Below are 16804 nucleotides of genomic sequence, written 5' to 3'. Positions count from 1 at the left end.
ACGAGTACGAGTTCATGCGGGAGCCATCTGGTCGGGTTACGGTCCGCGAGTGACCAAGTCGACCGAGATCGTCCGGGTGCTCGCCGAAGAGCTCGCCGACGTCCCGCCGGGTACCCGGGTCGCGTCGGAGGCGGAGGTCGGCCAGCGGTTCGGCGTCGGCCGGGCGGCGGCTCGCGCTGCCCTCGGGGAGCTCGAGCGCCGGATGCTCGTGAGTCGCATCCAGGGCGGCGGCACCTTCACGCGGCGGCGCGTCGACTACCTCGTCGCGCCCGGCAGGGCTCCGTCCTGGAGCCGGACGATCCGGGAAGCGGGGGCGACACCGCGCACCGTCGTGCTGGCGTGCGACGAGGTCCCGCTGCCGCCGCTCGTGGCGGAGGCGCTCGCGACGGAGCCGGGGGAGCCCGGCTTCCGCCTCGTGCGCCGGTCGTTCATCGACGGCATGCCGGCCGCGTGGGGCGTCGAGTGGCTGACGATGGCGCTGGTGCCCGAGCTGCCGGCCGCGCTGCGGCACGAGGAGTCGCTGGACGCGATCCTGCGCGAGGTCGCCGGCGCGCGGCCGGAGCGTGCGTGGACACGGGCCAGCATGGAGTCCGCCCCCGACGACGCGAGCGCCGGTCTCGGCTGCCGGCCGGGCGACCCGGCCTGGCTGATCGCGAGCCTCGCGCGCGACGGCGCGGACGGGCCGCCGCTGCTCTCGACGGAGCGCTGGGTGCGCGCGGACGCCGTCCGCGTGATCGTGGAGCTCGGTGCCCACGGCACGGCGCCTCACGGGACCACCGCCGCGCGCGGCGCGACGCCGGACGGACCGGTGAGCAGCCGACCGACCTGAGACAGCCCGACGGCGGGCGTGACGAGCTCGTGCCACGGCACCGTGTCGCGTGTGCGGGCGAGCAGGTCCAGGGCGGCACGCAGGTGCCGGGGCTCGTAGTTGTGCACGCCCGCGATCGTGAGCCAGCCGCGCACCACACGTTCCGCGTCGAGCGGGACGGACGGCGCGGGCGCGACGGAGCCGGCCAGCACGAGCCGCCCGCCGACGTCGAGGGCGTCGAGACACCTGGCCACCGCCGAGCTCGCCCCGGACAGCTCGATCGCGACGTCGACGGGGCCGAGGGAACCGGAGCCGTCCGGCGCGTCGACACCGTGCGTCGAGGTGGCGCCGAAGCGCACCGCGAGGTCCAGCCGTGCGCGGTCCGGATCGGTGACCAGGACCTGCGCTGCCCCCGCGGCGCGTGCGGCGGCCACCGCGGTGATGCCGAGCATGCCCGCGCCGCTGATCAGGACGCGGCGTCCGGTGAGCGGCCCGGCGGCCTCGATGGTGGCCATGACGGTGGCGGTGGCGCAGCCCGCGGGGGACGCGAGCTCGTCGGGCAGGGTGGCCGGCACGCGGGCGATGGTCGCGCCACGCGGCAGGACGATGTGCTGCGCGTAGGTGCCGCTGAGCGGCCAGGCCGACGCGAACCCCTCGTGCCCCACCTTGCGCACCGCCCGGCACTTCGCGGTACGGCCGGCGGCGCACCGGTCGCAGGTACCGCACGCGACGGTCACGCCCCACACGACCCGGTCGCCCTCGGCGAGCGGTCGGCCGTCGCGCGCGCCGTTGGCAGCAGCGGCGGCCCCGCCGGGACCGGTCGCGACGACGTCGCCCACCGCCTCGTGCCCGAGGACCGACGGAACCGGCGCCGCGCGCCGTCCGGACACGGAGTGCCGGTCGCTCCCGCAGACCGTCGCGAGCCGGATGCGGACGAGCACCTCACCGGGACCCGGTTCGGGAAGCGGCACCTCGACGAGCCGGACGGCGTCGCCGCCCTCCCACAGTGCCACGGTGGTCCGGCCCGTTGCCGGTGTGTCAGTGGTCAGGTCAGTTGTGCGCGGATCCACCCGGAGAGCCTTTCGATGAGCAGGACGACGACGAACACCAGCAGCACGATGCCGCCGACCACCTCGAACCGGAGCGTGCGCACCGCCTCGAACAGCAGGAAGCCCACGCCGCCCGCACCGACGATCCCGAGGATCGTCGAGGTCCGGATGTTGACGTCGAGCAGGTAGAGCGTCGAGCCGACGACCGACGGCATGCTCTGGGGCAGGACCGCGGCGAAGAGCACCTTCCACCAGCCGCCCCCGACGGATCGCACCGCCTCGGCGGGCCCTGCGGGGATCTCCTCGACGGCATCGGCGACCAGCTTGCCGAGGAACCCGATCGAGCCGATGCCGAGCGCGACGGCACCCGCGACCGGACCGAGCCCGACGGCGGCGACCAGGATCACCGCGAGCACGAGCTCTGGGATCGCCCGGACGACGAGCACCGTCGTGCGGGCAGCGGCATGGACCACGGGGTGCGGCGCCACGTTCCGGGCCGCGAGCAGGCCGAGCGGGAGCGACAGCACGACGCCGATCGCCGTCGCCACGAGCCCGATGGCGAGCGTCTGGAGGAGGGCCTCCCAGAGCACCGGCCCGAGCGACGTGAGGTCCGGCGGGAAGGTGCGGCCGGCGACCCCTAGCAGGTCGGGCACGGACGTGACCAGGGCGACCGGGTCGATGCCGAGGCGGACGAACGCGAACGCCGTGAGGGCGACCGCCGCTGCGCCGGAGACGAACCGCACCACGCGGTCGCGCTCGAAACGCGGGTTGCGGGGTGCCAGCAGCGCCCGGCGGACCGCCATCGAGAGCAGTTCCATGGCCGCGACGACCACGAGGATGATCCCGACGATGCCCAGCGCCTTCGGATACACGAGCCCGCGCAGGGCGTCCTGCAGGGCGAACCCGATGCCGCCCGCGCCGACGAAGCCGAGCACGACGGACGTGCGCAGGTTGATGTCGACCCGGTAGACGAACGCCGAGATCCACGCGGGCACCACCTGGGGCACCACCCCGTTGAGCAGCTCGCGCAGCGGGCCGACGCCGACGCTGCGCACGGCCTCGCGCGGGCCCTGGTCGGCGTCCTCGATCGCGTCGGCGAAGAGCTTGCCGAGCATGCCGACGGAGTGGAGCGCGAGGGCGAGCACGCCAGGCAGCACGCCGAGCCCGAGCGCGCGGACGAACAGCACCGCGAACACGAGGTCGGGCACCGCGCGGCAGAACGTGATCACGCCGCGTGCGATGGTGGCGACGGCGGGGTGCGGCGTCGTCGTCCGTGCCGCGAGGAACGCGAGGGGGACCGACAGGAACGTCGCGAGCACCGTCCCGAGGAACGCCATGAGGACGGTGTCGAGGGTGAGCGCGGCGATGCGCGCGGGGTCGTCGACGCGTGGCGGGAGCATCCGTTCGACGAGCGACGCGACGTCCGCACCGCCCGCGATCAGCGTCGGCAGGTCGAGGCCGATCGACGACGCCGCGACGAGCGTGAGCAGCACCGAACCGCCGGCGATCCAGCGGAGCGCGCGCTGCTGCGGCGTGGGCGGCAGGGGGAACCGGCCGCCGATGCGGTGCTGGGCACTGCGGTGCTCAGTATTGTGGTGCTCGTTGCCGCGGTGCTCGTTGCCGCGGCGCTCTCGGGTGGCCGGCGCGTTCACGCCGGGGCTCCCGCCGGCTCGACGCGCCGGTAGATCGACATGGCGTCGTCCCTGGTCAGACCCGCCGCGGGCCGGTCGAGGACCTTCTCCCCGCTGCGCAGGCCGACCAGCCGGTGTGCCCAGCCGAGCGCCAGGTCCACCTGGTGCAGGGTGCACACGACGGTCAGCCCTTCCTCGGCGCACACCCGCACGAGGAGGTCCATCACCGCACCCGCGTTCTCCGGGTCGAGCGACGCGACGGGCTCGTCGGCCAGCACGAGCTGGGGGCGCTGCATGAGCGTCCTGGCGATCGCGACGCGCTGCTGCTGACCGCCCGAGAGGGTGTCGGCGCGCTGGTAGGCATGGTCCGCGAGGCCCACCCGCTCGATGTGGGCCAGCGCCTCCTCCCGCATCCTGCGCGAGTACGTGGTGACGCCGTACCGGGGACCGCGGACCCGCCCGAGCCCACCGATCAGGACGTTCTCCAGGCAGGTGAGTCGGCCGACCAGGTTGAACTGCTGGAAGACGAAGCCCACCTCGGTGCGCAGCCGGCGCAGCTCGCGCCCCGACGCGCGGTCGACGCGCGTGCCCGCCACGGTGACCTCGCCGTCCGTGGGCCGGTGCAGGCCGTTCAGGCAGCGCAGGAGCGTCGACTTGCCCGAGCCCGACAGGCCGAGCAGCACGAGCAGCTCGCCACGCGCCACGTCGAGGTCGACGCCCGCCAGCGCCGTCGTCCCGTCGAACTCCTTGGTGAGGCCGCGCACCCGGACGACGGGCTCTGCGCCGGCGGGCTGCACGGTGTCGGGCTGCACGGTGTCAGGTTGCACGGTGTCGGGCTGCACGGTGTCGGGCTGCACGGTCAGCCCGCGCACTTGTCCGACTTGGTGAGCGTGCAGACCTCGCGGGTCCCGTCGTAGTCCGCGTCCTTCGCGGGCGCGAAGCCCCAGGCGTCCTCGTCGGTGAGCAGGCACTCGCCGTCGCAGTAGCCCTTCGACAGCAGGTACTCCGAGTTGGCCTTCTCCGTGATGAGGGTCGTGAGCTTCGCGTTCACGTCCTCGCCGAGCGCGTCGTTGCCGACGAAGAGCGAGCCCGAGATCTTGGGCGAGCGCCAGACCTCCCTCAGGTCGCCGTCGGCCAGCTCGCCTGCCGCCGGAAGCGTCTCGGTGACCATGGACTCCATGGCGAAGCCCGCCTCGCAGTCGCCGGCGGCGACACCGAGCGCCGAGGCGTCGTGCGCGCCGGCGTAGAGGGGCTGGACACCCGCCGCGACGTCGGCCTCCTTGCCGGAGGCGATGACGCCCGCGTCGATGAGGCCGGCGCTCGGGTACAGGAAGCCCGACGTCGAGCCGGGGTCGACGAAGCACACGCTGCGCCCGGCGAAGTCCTCGAGGCTTTCGATGTCGCTGTCGCCGGGGGCGATGCCGAGCGAGTAGTAGCCGGGCTCCGCGTCCTTCGCCTCGATGGCCGCGCCGAGGGGAGTGATCGCCGCGTCGTTGTGCGTGGCGATCACGTACGCGAACGAGCCGAGGAACGCGAGGTCGACCTTGTCGGCGATGAGCCCCTCGATGACGCCCGCGTAGTCCGAGGCCTGGCTCACCTCGACGGTCGCGCCCGTCTCCTCCTCGAGCATCGCGACGATGGGGTCGTATCCGGCGGCGAGATCCGTCGAGTTCTCCGCCGGGATCGCGGCCAGCCGGATGACCGACGGGAAGCCCTCGGCGGTGGTGCTCTCGGCCGCGGCCCCGGAGCCGCCGGCACACGCGGACATCGTCAGCGCCGTCGCCGCGGCGAACGCCGCTGCGGCGAGGGTCGTGGTGTTCTTCATCATCTCTCCGGTCGTAGCCGTTCTGGCGGTGCCCCGTACGGGCGCCGTCGCCGAGTCTGTGAGGGTGGGGAGAACCGCCGGCCCTGCCGTGGTGAACGGCGGATGAACTGTCGTTCACCGTCCCGCCAGGTCGTCCGGACAACATGGGGCGGTGAACCACGCGACGAGCGCGCCGCGGGCCGGGCGCCCGCCGCCTGCTGTGCCTGCTGTGCCTGCTGTGGCGGCCGTGCGGCAGCTGGGCTGGCCGCTCGGGGCGACGCCGGGGGACTGGACCCTCGCGGGTGTCACCGCCGTCCTCCCCGACCGGGTGGTCGACGACGCCTGGGTCGTCGCGCGAGAGGGCCGGATCGTCGAGGTGGGCCCGCGTCCGCCCGGCGCACGTGCCGACCTCGACGGACGCGGAGCCCTCTGCCTGCCCGGCCTCGTGGACGTGCACACCGACGTCCTCGCCCACGAGCGCAGGCCGCGCCCCGGCGCCGACCTCCCGCTCGACCTCGCCGTCCGCACCGCCACCGAACGCCTCGCCGGTTGCGGGGTGCTCACCGCGTTCCACGGCGTGCCCTTCGGCGCGCACACGCCCGTCGGACTGCCCGCCGGCCGACCCGGACCCGAGGACCTGCTCCAAGCGCTCCAGGCCCCCGCGGCCCGGGCGTCCGGCACGCGCGTGCTGCACCGGCTCGACATCCGCAGCCCGGCGGCGCTGCCCGAGCTGGAGGCGGCGCTCGCGCACGCCTCGCCCGACGACATCCCGCCCCTGGTCTCCCACGAGGACCACACCCCGGGGATCGGGCAGTACGCCGACCCTGCGGCCATGGAACGCTTGCTCGTGGGCCGGGAGGGCTTCTCGTCCACCGACGCGCGCACCCACGTCCAGAGATGGCGCCGGGAACGGGAGGCCCGGTCCGACGTCGCCGCCGCGACCCTCACCCGGCTCGGCGAGCTCGCCAGGGCGGGCCGCATCCGCCTGGCCGGTCACGACCCCGAGTCCGATGGCGACATCGAGGCGCTGGTGGCCAGGGGCGGCGTCGTCGCCGAGTTCCCGACGACCGTCGAAGCGGCCCGCGCCGCGCGTGCCCACGGGCTCGCGATCGTGGCCGGCGCGCCGAACGCCGTGCGCGGCGGCTCGCACACCGCCAACGTCTCGGCGCGCGAGCTGGTGGCCCTCGGGCTCGTCGACGCGCTCGCGTCCGACTACGTGCCTGCCACGTTGCTGGCCGTCATCGAGGTGCTCGTCCGTGAAGGGCTGCTCGACCTGCCGCGCGCCGTAGCCCTCGTCACCTCAGGCCCGGCGCGTGCGGCAGGGCTGGCCGACCGAGGATCGCTCGTCCCGGGCATGCGGGCCGACGTCGTCCTGGCGCGGACCGTCGCCCGGTGGCCGTCCGTCGTCGCGACGCTCCGGGCGGTGGACTGGTGACGGTGCCCCCGCCAGTTCGGCCGGTTGACCGGCGTCCCACGTGAGTTCGGTCGGTTGGGATGAGATCGGTCGAACGATTGACCGATTTCATCCCAACCGACCGAACTCGCCGCGCGCTGCCGGCAACCGGGCTCACTCGGTCTTGACCACCCCGGTGCTCGACGGATCGCCGTCGCGCGCCGCGGCAACCACGTGGCCCGTGCCGAACTGCCGGGACAGCGCCCCCCGCAGCCGTTCCCGCCCCGGGAGGTGTCCGTCCCTGTCCCGCCTGCCCGGCGTGGCCGGCACCGGAGTCACGGCCAGGCGCGCTCGCTCCGCGTCGTCGACCGGCCGATGGATCTCGGCGTACCCGCCGTTCGGCATCCGGACCACCCGGCCCGTCTCGTGCCCGTGCAGCGCTGTCTCGCGATCCTTGCGCTGCAGGCCGATGCACAGGCGCCGGGTGACCTCGAACGCCAGCGGGGGACCGAAGACCAGCGCGACCTGGAGGGTCGTGATGATCGTCTCGAACGGCACGCGGAACTCGGTGGAGACGATGTCGGCGCTCGCCGCGCCCCACAGGATGCCGTAGAAAAGCGCCCCGGCCACGCCGATCCCGGTGCGCACAGGGACGTTCCTCGGCCGGTCGAGCACGTGGTGCGGCTCGCCGTCCTGGTTCACCCACGCCTCGAGGTACGGGTAGACGATCAGGAGCGCGAAGTACCCGCCGATCACGACCAGGGGCACCAGCGTCGCGAACGTCCACGTCCAGCCGCCCCACTCCGTCTCCCAGCCGACCGGGACCAGCCGCAGGGCACCGTCGAGGAACCCCATGTACCAGTCCGGCTGGCTCCCCGCGCCGACCTCGCCAACGGACGCCGGGCCATAGGACCAGACCGGGCTGATCGTCGAGGTAGCACCGAGCAGCACGAGCACACCACTGGTGAGGCCGACCAGCCCGGCGGCGTGGAGGGCGGCGTCGGGCCAGAGGCGGAGCCCGAGCGAGGGCGCGGGCAGTGCCGGCTGCGGCTGCCCGTGCCGGACGGCGAGCGCCGCGCGAGCGGCGAGCACCACGACGAGCAGCCCCGGGGCGACCACGGCGTGCACGGGATACAGGTTCTCGATGATCTGGCCGGGGAACGGCCCGCCGAACATCAGGTTCGCCGTCCACGTGCCGATGACGGGGATGCTCAGGACCACACCCTCCACGATGCGCAGGCCGGTGCCCGACAGCATGTCGTCCGGCAGCGCGTAGCCGCTCCAGCCGGCGAGCAGGACCAGGATGAAGGCTCCGACCAGCAGGACCCAGCTCAGCTGCCGCGGACGGCGGAACCCGCCGGCGAAGAACGTGACGAGGAGCTGCACGATCATCGACGCCGGCATGATCAGCGCCGCCCAGTGGTGCGTCTGGCGCACCAGGAGACCGCCGGTCTGCTCGAACGAGATGCGCATGGTCGAGGCGAAGGCCTCGGTCACCGTCGCGCCCTGGAGCGGTCCGTAGGGGCCGTCGTAGGTGACGAGCTCGTTCGACGGCGTGTACCAGGTGGCCAGCAGGATGCCGGTCAGAGCCAGCACGAGCAGGCACGCGAACGTCACGACGCCGAACAGGTTTGACCACCGCAGGTGTACCCGCCGTCGGGCGAGGTTCGACGCGCGCGCGTCGAGCCGGGCAAGGGCAGCCCGCGGGCGACGGCGGTCCTGCTGGTCCCGGTGGTTCTGCTGGTTCTGCTGCCGCCGGAGGCGGTGACCGTCAGCCCGCATCGCGCACCACGCTCAGCTCGGGCCTGCCGTGCTGCGCGGGCGGGGCGGCGGGGTGGTCGCCGTCGGACCCGGCGAACGGGTCGCCACCGGCGAGAAAGGCCGCGCGCGGACGCTGCACCGTGGAGAGCGGGATGATGTCCCGGCCGAAGAGCACGGCCGACACCCAGACGAGCAGCACGCGGACCTTGCGTTCCCACGTCGGGACGGCGAGGACGTGGTAGCCCCGGTGCATGAGCCAGGCCGGGAAGCCCGTGACGACCAGGCGGCGGTACTGGAAGATCCCGTGCCCGATGCCGAGGGTCGCCACTGTGCCGAGGCTGTGGTGGAGGTACTGCCGTGGCTGCTTGCCGTGCAGGTCGGCGACCAGGTTGGCGGCCAGCAGCTTGCCCTGGCGAACCGCGTGCTGTGCGTTGGGCACGGTCCGCGTGCCGGGGACGGCCGAGGCCAGGTCGGGGACGGCGGCGTTGTCGCCGGCGGCCCACGCGTGCGGCACCGGTGCCTCGGAGGTGCCGGCCCGGAGGTCGGCCCGGACGCGGACCAGACCGCGCTCGTCGACCGGGAGGTCGGTGTTGCGCGCGACGACGGGGTTGCTGCCGTTGCCGGCGGCCCAGATCAGCAGCCCGTTGCCGTACGACTCGCCGGTGGACAGCATGATCCGCCCGTCGGTGGCCGAGACCACCTGGGTGCCGAGGTGCACGTGCGCACCGCGCTTCTCCAGGTGTCGCACCACCCAGCGGCCGGGCTCGTCGGTGACCTCGGGCAGGATGCGGTCGTTCGCGTCGACAAGGTGGAAGCCCAGGTCGTCGCGGCTGAGCTCCGGGTAGGCGCGCAGCATGCTTGTGGCCAGGGACAGCAGCTCGCCGAAGACCTCGACCCCGGTGAAACCGCCGCCGACGACGGTGACCGTCAGCAGCCGACAGCGCTCGGCGCCCGGCGGGAGCAGCGCGGCACGGTCGAAGGCGGTCAGGAGCTGGTCCCGGATCGCGACGGCCTCCTCGACGTGCTTGAGGCCGATCGCCTCCTGTTCGATCCCGGGAACCGGGAACGTACGGGTCACGGCGCCGGCGGTGACGACGATCGTGTCGTACTCGATCTCGCGGAGGGCGCCGTCGTTGGTCCGGACGGTCGCGGTGCGGTGCGAGTGGTCGATCGACGTCGTGTGCCCGGCGATGACGGTCGTGCGGTGCAGGTGCCTGCGCAGCGACACCATGACGTGCCGTGCCTCGATGGAGCCGGCCGCGACCTCGGGCAGGAACGGCTGGTAGGTCATGTAGCCGTGGGGGTCCACGAGGGTGACGTCCGCCTCGCCCCGGCGGAGCTTCTTCTCCAGTCCCCACGCGGCGTAGAAGCCGGCGTAGCCGCCGCCGACGATCAGAATCTTCTCCATGACAACCTCCTGGTGGTCTTACCCTTCCGACAATGCGGTGCGCTGAGATGTGACGTGGTGGTGGTCACAGCGCGCCGGCTGTCGGAGGGCGACCGTGGGAGGGTGGGCCGAGGCGGGCGGAGGCGGGCGGAGGGTGCTACGCCGCCGGGTCGAACGGGATGCCGGCCGGCTTCATCCGCTCCAGCCACCCGGTGAAGTCGCCGTCGTCGATCTTGATGGTCGCCCCGCCGAAGTCGGCGGTCATGAGGCGGTCGCGCAGCGACGCGCTGGGCCAGCCGTCCCAGCCGACGACCGGCGGGTAGCGCCAGTCGCCGTAGTGGTTCTCCGGCGGGTCGTCGTTTCCGTTCGCGAGGCGGAACAGGTGGGTGCTCAGCCCGTCCTTGTGGAAGACGATCTTGGGGTGCGAGCCCTCGAACAGTACGTCGGACCGGGGATAGGTGGCCGACCCGCTGTGCTCGGTGATCGAGACGTGCTCCACCTGGTTCGAGCCCTGGTCGACCCACACGACCACGTGCTCCCAGTCGTGCTTGTGGCTGCCGATCGCGATCGGGCCGGCCATGGTCTGGTCCTTCTCGAAGTAGCTCGCGTACATCACGGCGCACCAGCCGTTGTTGCACTTCTCGCGCGAGTAGGTCTGCGAGTTGTCCAGGTCCCACTGGTCGCGGCAGTTCCCGTTGACGGCTCCGCCGATGTCGAGGCCTGGCGCGAGGGTGCCGTCCGGTCCGATGGCGGGCGTCGCGTAGCAGCCGTCGCCGTCGTAGTCGTAGGCGGGAGAGAAGGTCTGCTCGGTGCTGGAGGCGTTCTGCGGCAGGTTGGGCGGCGGGTCGGCGTGTGCGACGGCGGCGTGCGCGACGGCTGCCGGTGCGGTCAGGGCGAGCGCGGCGACCGCGAGCGTCGCTGCGACACGGGTGGGCGTGGGGCGGGTAGACGTGCGTGGGGCAGCCGTGCGTCGGGTAGATGTGCGTCGGGTAGCCGTGCGTCGGGTAGCCGTGCGTCGGGTAGCCGTGCGTCGGAAGGTCCGGCGGGGAAATCGGGATGCGGTGCTGGGCGGACGGTCCATGACTGACCTCTCCTGTGCCGGCGGCCCTGGCCCCGACGTGCTGGTGCCTGACGGGTACGGCCGACGGCGCATGTGTCGCGAGCGGGTGAAAATTAGGTCAGGTGGATGCTATGGCCGGGTCATGTTCTGGGCAACGGTTCTGGGCCATGGTTCTGGGCGATGGTTCTGGGCAGTGATTTCGGGCGCTGATTCCGGACGCTGGTTCCGGGCAGTGAGCTCGCGGAGCACCGGTGACCGCTGACGTGGGACGCGGGTGGTGTGTCGTCTTCGGATGACGACATGGCCGGCGTCGCACTACCTTGAGGCATGACGAGCGCGCACCCGCCCGTACCGGGTGGCCCCGATCCTGCCGGGCCTGAGCATGGCGCCGGTGCCACCCTCACTCCGGGCTTTCGCGGACGGGCGCGCCCCGAGGGTGTGACGCTGCCGGCGGGGCAGTACGCGGAGGACGGTTTTCCTGTCCTCTCCGCCGGCCCCACGCCCAACGTCAGCCCCGCGACGTGGAGCTTCACGGTCACGAACGAGGCCGGTGCCACGAGGTCCTGGACCTGGGCGCAGCTCATGGCCCTGCCCCAGGACGAGCCGACCGCCGACATCCACTGCGTCACGCGGTGGTCCAAGTTCGGCACCCGCTGGCGTGGCGTCTCCCTCGACGTCCTGCTCGCCGAGGTGGAGTCCACCGCGGACTTCGCGATGGTGGGCTCGTACGGCGGATACACCACCAACCTGCCGGTCGCAGACCTGCTGGGCGGCAAGGCATGGATAGTGCACACCTTCGACGGTGCGCCGCTGCACGCCGAGCACGGCGGCCCGGCACGGCTGCTGGTGCCGCACCTGTACTTCTGGAAATCGGCCAAGTGGGTGCGCTCGCTCACGCTCATGCCGGTGGACCGGCCCGGCTTCTGGGAGAAGCTCGGCTACCACGACCTCGGCGACCCTTGGCGTGAGCAGAGGTACCAGGGTGACTGAGGTGCCGCTGTGACTGAGGTGCCGCTGTGACTGAGGTGCCGCTGTGACTGAGGTGCCGCTGTGACTGAGATGCCGCATTCGGGAACTGGTCCCGTCGAGGAGCAGGGCGCCCGGCTCGGTGAGCGCTACGCGGTACGGTCCGGCTGGCAGGTCGCCACCCTGGTGGAGCGGCGAACCGAGAGCCCGTCCGCCGCGACCCTCGTGCTCGACGTCCCCGACTGGCCGGGTCACCAGGCCGGACAGCACCTCGACCTGCGCCTCACCGCGCCCGACGGCTACACCGCCGAACGGTCGTACTCCGTCGCGAGCGGGCCGACGGCGGCCGGCACCAGCCGGGTGGACGTCACCGTCCAGAGGGTCCGGGGCGGCGAGGCGTCCCCGTACCTCGTCGACGAGTTCCCGCTCGGGTCCGCGATCGAGGTGCGCGGACCCATCGGCGGCTGGTTCGTCTGGGACCCGGTGACCGACGCCGGCACGCCGGTGCTGCTCCTGGCCGGAGGGTCGGGCCTGGTACCGGTGATGGCCATGGCCCGGGCCCGGCGCGAGGCCGGAGACAGGACGCCGGTCCGCCTGATCTACTCGGTCCGGACGGCGGAGGACCAGCTGTATCCGGACGAGCTGGAGGCGCTCGCGGCCCGCGCTGACGGGTTCGAGACCCGTACGATCTTCACGCGGGCCGTGTCGCTCACCGAGCTGCGCGGGCCGCGGCGCCTGACCTCCTCGGAGCTGGCGACGTGGGGCTGGCCGCCAGAGCTGGAGCCGCGGGTGTACGTCTGCGGTCCTACGGGATTCGTCGAGGCGGTCTCCCGCATGGTCGTGGCCCAGGGCCACGACCCGGCCCGGGTCCGCACCGAACGCTTCGGCCCGGCGGCAGACTGAGCGCCGAGCCGTGGCGAGCGGTCCTGGGTGAGCAGTCCTGGGTCAGCGGTCCTGGGTGAGTGGTCCGTGGCGGCCGGTTGAGGGCGACTGGTTCTGGGTGAGTGGTCCTGGGTGAGTGGTCCGTGGCGACCGGTTCTGGGCGACCGGTTCTGGGCGACCGGTTCTGGGGGACCGGTGCAGTGAGAGAGTCCGGCGCGGTGGGGCCTCAGGAGAGTTCCCCGTCCACCGTCGGTCACTGGGTTCCGTGCCACATGGGCTGGAGGACCGGACCGCCGTCGGGCAGCCGGACGGGCTCGCCGTGGTCCTGGAAACCGTGCCGCGCGTAAAACCTCTGGTTCCGCGGGGTCGAGGCCTCCAGGTAGACCGGAAGGCCGCGGTCACGTGCACGATCGAGGCCGTAGCGGAGGATGGCGGCCCCAGCGCCGTGTCCACGGTGGCGAGGGAGGGCCGCCATGGCCGACAGATAGACGTGCGGTACGGCGGGATGCCGGGAACCCGTGGCTGACAGGACGGCGAAGAGACGCCGGGAGACCGGCCGGTCGTCGTCGGGAAGCTCGGGGACCGGCGGTGCGCCGTCCAGATCTGCCCAGACGGAGCCCGCGACGGGCTCCCCGCCGGGGAGGAACGCGACGACGAGCTGCCCGGCGTCGACGGCCGCCCGAAGCGACGAGGTGAAGAGCTCACGGGTGCGTTCGTGCCGTCTCTCGGGCTCGGGCTCGACCCACGCCGAGACTGCTTCGTCGGCGAAGGCCTCGACGCACATGGGCAGTACCGCGTCGAACTCCGGGGGTCCGGACGGACGGATGGTCAAACGAGGCATCGACATACCCCCCAGGCTCGTGCACGCCGCGCGGCTGGTGGAGTACTTTCGTCGCACGAACGCGCGCGACGAAACTGTCGACGAAGTTCCGGCGAATCAAGAGCCGAGACCACTGCGGAGACGGTGCGAGCGCTGGTTCGGAGGAGGGTTGAATTTGGCTCCGGACGACGGTGCGGACGGCGCGGGTCGTGCGGACCACGGTGGGCGACGGTGCCGGCGACGGTGCCGGCGACGGTGAGCGACGGTGCCGGCGACGCTGCAGACGCTGCGAGCGGCGGGGGAGCGGAGCAAGGAGGGCGGAACATGACGTGCGTGGAGTGCGGGCAGGAGCTTGGGCAGGTGGCCCGCTCCGGTCGGCCCCGTCGCTACTGCTCCCGGTCCTGCCAGTCGCGGGCGTACCGACGGCGCCGGGACCAAGGCCGGCTCACGGCTCCGATGTCGCGGCCCGCGGCTGGCTCCGGTGCCGGACCCGGTGCCGGACCCGGTGCCGGACCCGCGGCTGGACCCGCGACGGGCCAGGCTGCCGACCACCGTGCCGGACCCGCGACGGGCCAGGCGGCCGACCACGCTCACGGCGATCTGATCCGGGTGGCCATCGCCCTGGCTGACGCCGACGGGATCGCGACGGTGACCCTGCGCACCGTTGCTCAGCACGCCGGAGTGGCACTGCCCGAAGCGCGCCGGGCGTTCGGCAGCCGGGACGGTCTTGTGGCAGCGGTGGTGCAGCAGCTTTTCGTCCGACCGCAGCGCGCCGCGCCGTCGTCCGTGAGCCCGGTCCGGACGCTCACCCGCCTTGCCGAGGAGGAGTGGGCGGCGTACCGGTTGCATCCGTGGCTCGTGTCGCTGGTCGCGACCAGCCGCCCGCCCCTCGTCCCCGCTGTGCTGGATGCCGCGCGGGCGAGTACGGAGGCGTTCGTGGCGCTCGGCCTCGATCCGACGGCGGCGCTCGGCCGATACATCGCTCTGAGCGGATACGTGCAGGGCATGGCACTGCTGCTCCTGGCCGAGCGCGAGGAGACAGCACACTCGGGGACGGCCTACCGGGCCTGGTGGTCGGAGGAGGCGCGGCGGCTCGACCGCACGGGCATGCGCCGTCGGCACCCGTGGCTCGAGGCGACGAGCGGCGGGAGGCTTCCACACGCGTTCGGCGCCGACGTCGACACCTGGTTCCGAGACGGTCTGGGCCGGGTGATCGCCGGACTCGTAGCGACAGAGCGTGAGGGGACACGCTAGTGGGTCCTGGCTTACGAGCAGCCTTCTACGGACGCGGGATCCGGTGCGCGAGGTCTTCCGGAGGGGCTCGGTGCGGTGACGGCCGTGGTGTGGCCCGGTCATGTGCGGGCACTGGTGGTGTGGAGAGGGTGGCCGTTGCGGTCGGTGAAGTGCCAGCCGTTGTCGTAGTGCATGGTGATGCCTTGGCTGTCGACGAGGTCGTGGTGGTGCCAGCAGAGGAGGGCGGCGTTGCTCGCGCTGGTCTCGCCGCCGTCGGCCCAGTGGCGTAGGGCGTGGTGCACCTCGCAGCGCGATGGTGGTTGGTCGCACTGTCCCAGGACGCAGTGTCTGTCGCGGGCGATGACGGCTCGTCGTAGCTGTCCGGTGACGGTGCGCTGGGTGCGGCCGACGTCCAGGATCTGGGAGTCGGGTCCGAACACGATGCGGGTGATCTGGCTGTCGCACGCGAGGCGCCGCAGGAGGCTGGCCGGGACGGGATGGTTGGTCTCGGTGAACACGGCGGGTGTCTTGATCGTGGGCACGCCGATCCCGTCGAGCCCGGCCACGCCCCCGGTACCCGTTCCGGACATACCTGGGCTGCCGGTGCTGGTGCCGCTGCCGGTGCCGCTGCCGCTGCCGGTGCCGCTGCCGGTTGCTGTGCTGGTGCCTGTCGTGGGCCGGGCGGTGTTGATCTGGTTCTTCGCTGCCAGTGCTTGGAGCTCGGTCCAGGACACGGTCACCGACAGGTGGGGGCGCACGGCCGCACCGGTGCCGGTGTGGCCGTTGTCCAGCACGACGCGGGCGATGTCGGCCAGTGCCTGGGCACGGCGCTGTCCGGGGGTGCGGTCATCGCCCGTGGCCGGTGCGCCCATGACCGACCCGACCGCGGTAGTCAGTGCCTGGCCGTGCTCCTCGGTGAGGAACCCGGACAGGTGATACCCGCCCAGCGTCGGCGAGACGTCCAGGTACTCACGGTCCTTGGCCTTGGCGTAGCCACGCTCGTCGGCCTCCGGGTCGGCGTGGCGGGCGAAGTAGCGCACCAGGCCCCGGAACCGGTCCGGTCCGTTCTCGCTCGACCAGTCCAGCAGCTGCTCCTCCCACGTCGGCGAGCCGACCGCCGGCACGGCAGAGCCGTCCAGCGTCGGGCCGTCGATCCCGGGCGCCTCGCCATCGTCCCCGCCCTTGGTCTCCCCGTCGATCGCACCGTCGGCGTCTGTGCCCTCAGTGCCCTCAGTGCCCTCTACACCGTCCGGGGCCCGTCCGTCCGGACCCGGTTCTGTCGCGGCCGGTTCGATGGTGGCCAGGTCCACCGCCGGGGCCCCGAGAGCCTGGGTCCGCTCGGGGCTGGTGGTCGCGACCTCGACCAGAGCCCGTACCTTGTCCTGGCTGATGTGTCCGGCGAGTGCCTTGGTCAGGGTCGCGGGCAGGTGATCACGCAGTGCCCGGGCGGTACGGACGTCCCGCTTCGCGGTCGCGGTCTGCACGTCTTCGTTGCGGGCGAGCCAGACCGCGAACGTGCGAGCACCGGACTGCGCCCAGAGCCCCGCGGCCTCGATCCGGGGCAGTACCGACCACCGCACCGCATCCAACCGGGTGCCCGCCACGCGCAACCGCGCCGACACCGCCACCAGGCGCGTGGCCGGCATCGGCCCGCGCGAAGCCAAACCAGCACTAGGACCAGTGCCAGCACCAGCAGCGAGGCCGGCACGAGCACCATCCAGCGCCTCGGGACTGACGGTGTGGGCGAGCTCGTCCAGCAGGTTCTCCAGATCGGTGAGGACGCACTCGACAGGGCGCTGAACATCGCCGTCGTCCTGATCTGCTGCCACGGTCCCACCCCCTCGATCCGTCCGTCGCAGCGCGGAGCGCCTTCCACACCCCACGTCTGCGTGCTCCGATTCTATCGAACAAAGGTCCGCATGGATGGCTGAACTCTGAATCTGTGGATAACCGTTCGTGCCTCAGCGGGACCAGGCGAGCAGCCACAGGTCCGTGCGAACGCGACGTCAG

General features: G+C 72.8%; 14 protein-coding genes. 5 read left to right on the top strand and 9 right to left on the bottom strand.

Annotated elements, in window-relative coordinates:
* Positions 1 to 49: 49 nt before the first annotated feature.
* Complete coding sequence (locus AB0F40_RS04010) at positions 50 to 829, top strand: GntR family transcriptional regulator (protein ID WP_357464443.1); 780 nt, start codon at positions 50 to 52, stop codon at positions 827 to 829.
* Here AB0F40_RS04010 and AB0F40_RS04005 read toward each other — a convergent pair.
* From AB0F40_RS04005 to AB0F40_RS03990, 4 genes are read right to left on the bottom strand one after another with little or no spacing between them, the layout of a single operon-like run.
* Entirely contained in the window at positions 766 to 1878 is a 1113-nt protein-coding gene (locus AB0F40_RS04005; protein ID WP_357464441.1) for a zinc-binding dehydrogenase, read from the bottom strand. The two genes, AB0F40_RS04010 and AB0F40_RS04005, sit on opposite strands and share 64 nt — an antisense overlap.
* Positions 1854 to 3509: a phosphonate ABC transporter, permease protein PhnE gene (phnE, locus tag AB0F40_RS04000; protein ID WP_357464439.1), complete on the bottom strand. Its 1656-nt coding sequence runs from the start codon at positions 3507 to 3509 to the stop codon at positions 1854 to 1856. The genes AB0F40_RS04005 and phnE overlap by 25 nt, the downstream gene beginning before the upstream one ends.
* Entirely contained in the window at positions 3506 to 4360 is an 855-nt protein-coding gene (phnC, locus tag AB0F40_RS03995) for a phosphonate ABC transporter ATP-binding protein (protein ID WP_357464437.1), read from the bottom strand. Before phnC ends, phnE begins: the two co-directional genes overlap by 4 nt.
* Positions 4348 to 5313 (bottom strand): phosphate/phosphite/phosphonate ABC transporter substrate-binding protein, encoded by a 966-nt coding sequence (locus tag AB0F40_RS03990; RefSeq protein ID WP_357464435.1) that lies wholly within the window; start codon positions 5311 to 5313, stop codon positions 4348 to 4350. The genes phnC and AB0F40_RS03990 overlap by 13 nt, the downstream gene beginning before the upstream one ends.
* Positions 5314 to 5464: 151 nt before the next feature.
* On the opposite strand from AB0F40_RS03990, the gene AB0F40_RS03985 reads away from it, so the two are divergent.
* The gene (locus AB0F40_RS03985; protein WP_357464434.1) at positions 5465 to 6727 is read left to right on the top strand and encodes an alpha-D-ribose 1-methylphosphonate 5-triphosphate diphosphatase; all 1263 of its coding nucleotides are present in this window, start codon (positions 5465 to 5467) and stop codon (positions 6725 to 6727) included.
* Between the two features lie 132 nt (positions 6728 to 6859).
* On the opposite strand, the gene AB0F40_RS03980 is transcribed toward AB0F40_RS03985, so the two are convergent.
* The 3 genes from AB0F40_RS03980 to AB0F40_RS03970 all read right to left on the bottom strand — a co-directional run bounded on the left by AB0F40_RS03980 (position 6860) and on the right by AB0F40_RS03970 (position 10914).
* Positions 6860 to 8467, bottom strand: a complete 1608-nt coding sequence (locus tag AB0F40_RS03980) for a cytochrome b N-terminal domain-containing protein (protein WP_357464432.1) — start codon at positions 8465 to 8467, stop codon at positions 6860 to 6862.
* Positions 8457 to 9854 (bottom strand): FAD-dependent oxidoreductase, encoded by a 1398-nt coding sequence (locus AB0F40_RS03975; RefSeq protein ID WP_357464430.1) that lies wholly within the window; start codon positions 9852 to 9854, stop codon positions 8457 to 8459. Before AB0F40_RS03975 ends, AB0F40_RS03980 begins: the two co-directional genes overlap by 11 nt.
* Positions 9855 to 9990: 136 nt before the next feature.
* Positions 9991 to 10914: an NPP1 family protein gene (locus AB0F40_RS03970; RefSeq protein WP_357464428.1), complete on the bottom strand. Its 924-nt coding sequence runs from the start codon at positions 10912 to 10914 to the stop codon at positions 9991 to 9993.
* 306 nt (positions 10915 to 11220) lie between these two features.
* On the opposite strand from AB0F40_RS03970, the gene AB0F40_RS03965 reads away from it, so the two are divergent.
* Both AB0F40_RS03965 and AB0F40_RS03960 read left to right on the top strand, forming a co-directional pair.
* Positions 11221 to 11883 (top strand): sulfite oxidase-like oxidoreductase, encoded by a 663-nt coding sequence (locus AB0F40_RS03965; protein WP_357464426.1) that lies wholly within the window; start codon positions 11221 to 11223, stop codon positions 11881 to 11883.
* Positions 11884 to 11952: 69 nt separating this feature from the next.
* Entirely contained in the window at positions 11953 to 12762 is an 810-nt protein-coding gene (locus AB0F40_RS03960) for a ferredoxin reductase (protein WP_357464689.1), read from the top strand.
* A gap of 232 nt (positions 12763 to 12994) precedes the next feature.
* Here the strand turns inward: AB0F40_RS03960 and AB0F40_RS03955 are convergent, their stop codons facing one another.
* Entirely contained in the window at positions 12995 to 13582 is a 588-nt protein-coding gene (locus tag AB0F40_RS03955) for a GNAT family N-acetyltransferase (protein ID WP_357464424.1), read from the bottom strand.
* A 303-nt stretch (positions 13583 to 13885) separates the two neighbouring features.
* Between AB0F40_RS03955 and AB0F40_RS03950 the strand changes: the two genes are divergently transcribed.
* Complete coding sequence (locus AB0F40_RS03950; RefSeq protein WP_357464422.1) at positions 13886 to 14815, top strand: TetR/AcrR family transcriptional regulator C-terminal domain-containing protein; 930 nt, start codon at positions 13886 to 13888, stop codon at positions 14813 to 14815.
* 98 nt (positions 14816 to 14913) lie between these two features.
* Here AB0F40_RS03950 and AB0F40_RS03945 read toward each other — a convergent pair whose 3' ends face one another.
* Entirely contained in the window at positions 14914 to 16623 is a 1710-nt protein-coding gene (locus tag AB0F40_RS03945; protein ID WP_357464420.1) for a DUF222 domain-containing protein, read from the bottom strand.
* Between the last annotated feature and the right edge of the window lie 181 nt (positions 16624 to 16804).

Source organism: Promicromonospora sp. NPDC023987 (genome assembly GCF_040639055.1).
GTDB lineage: Bacteria > Actinomycetota > Actinomycetes > Actinomycetales > Cellulomonadaceae > Promicromonospora.
Note: the sequence above shows the minus strand (reverse complement) of the source record. Positions and strands in the feature narration are given on the sequence as shown.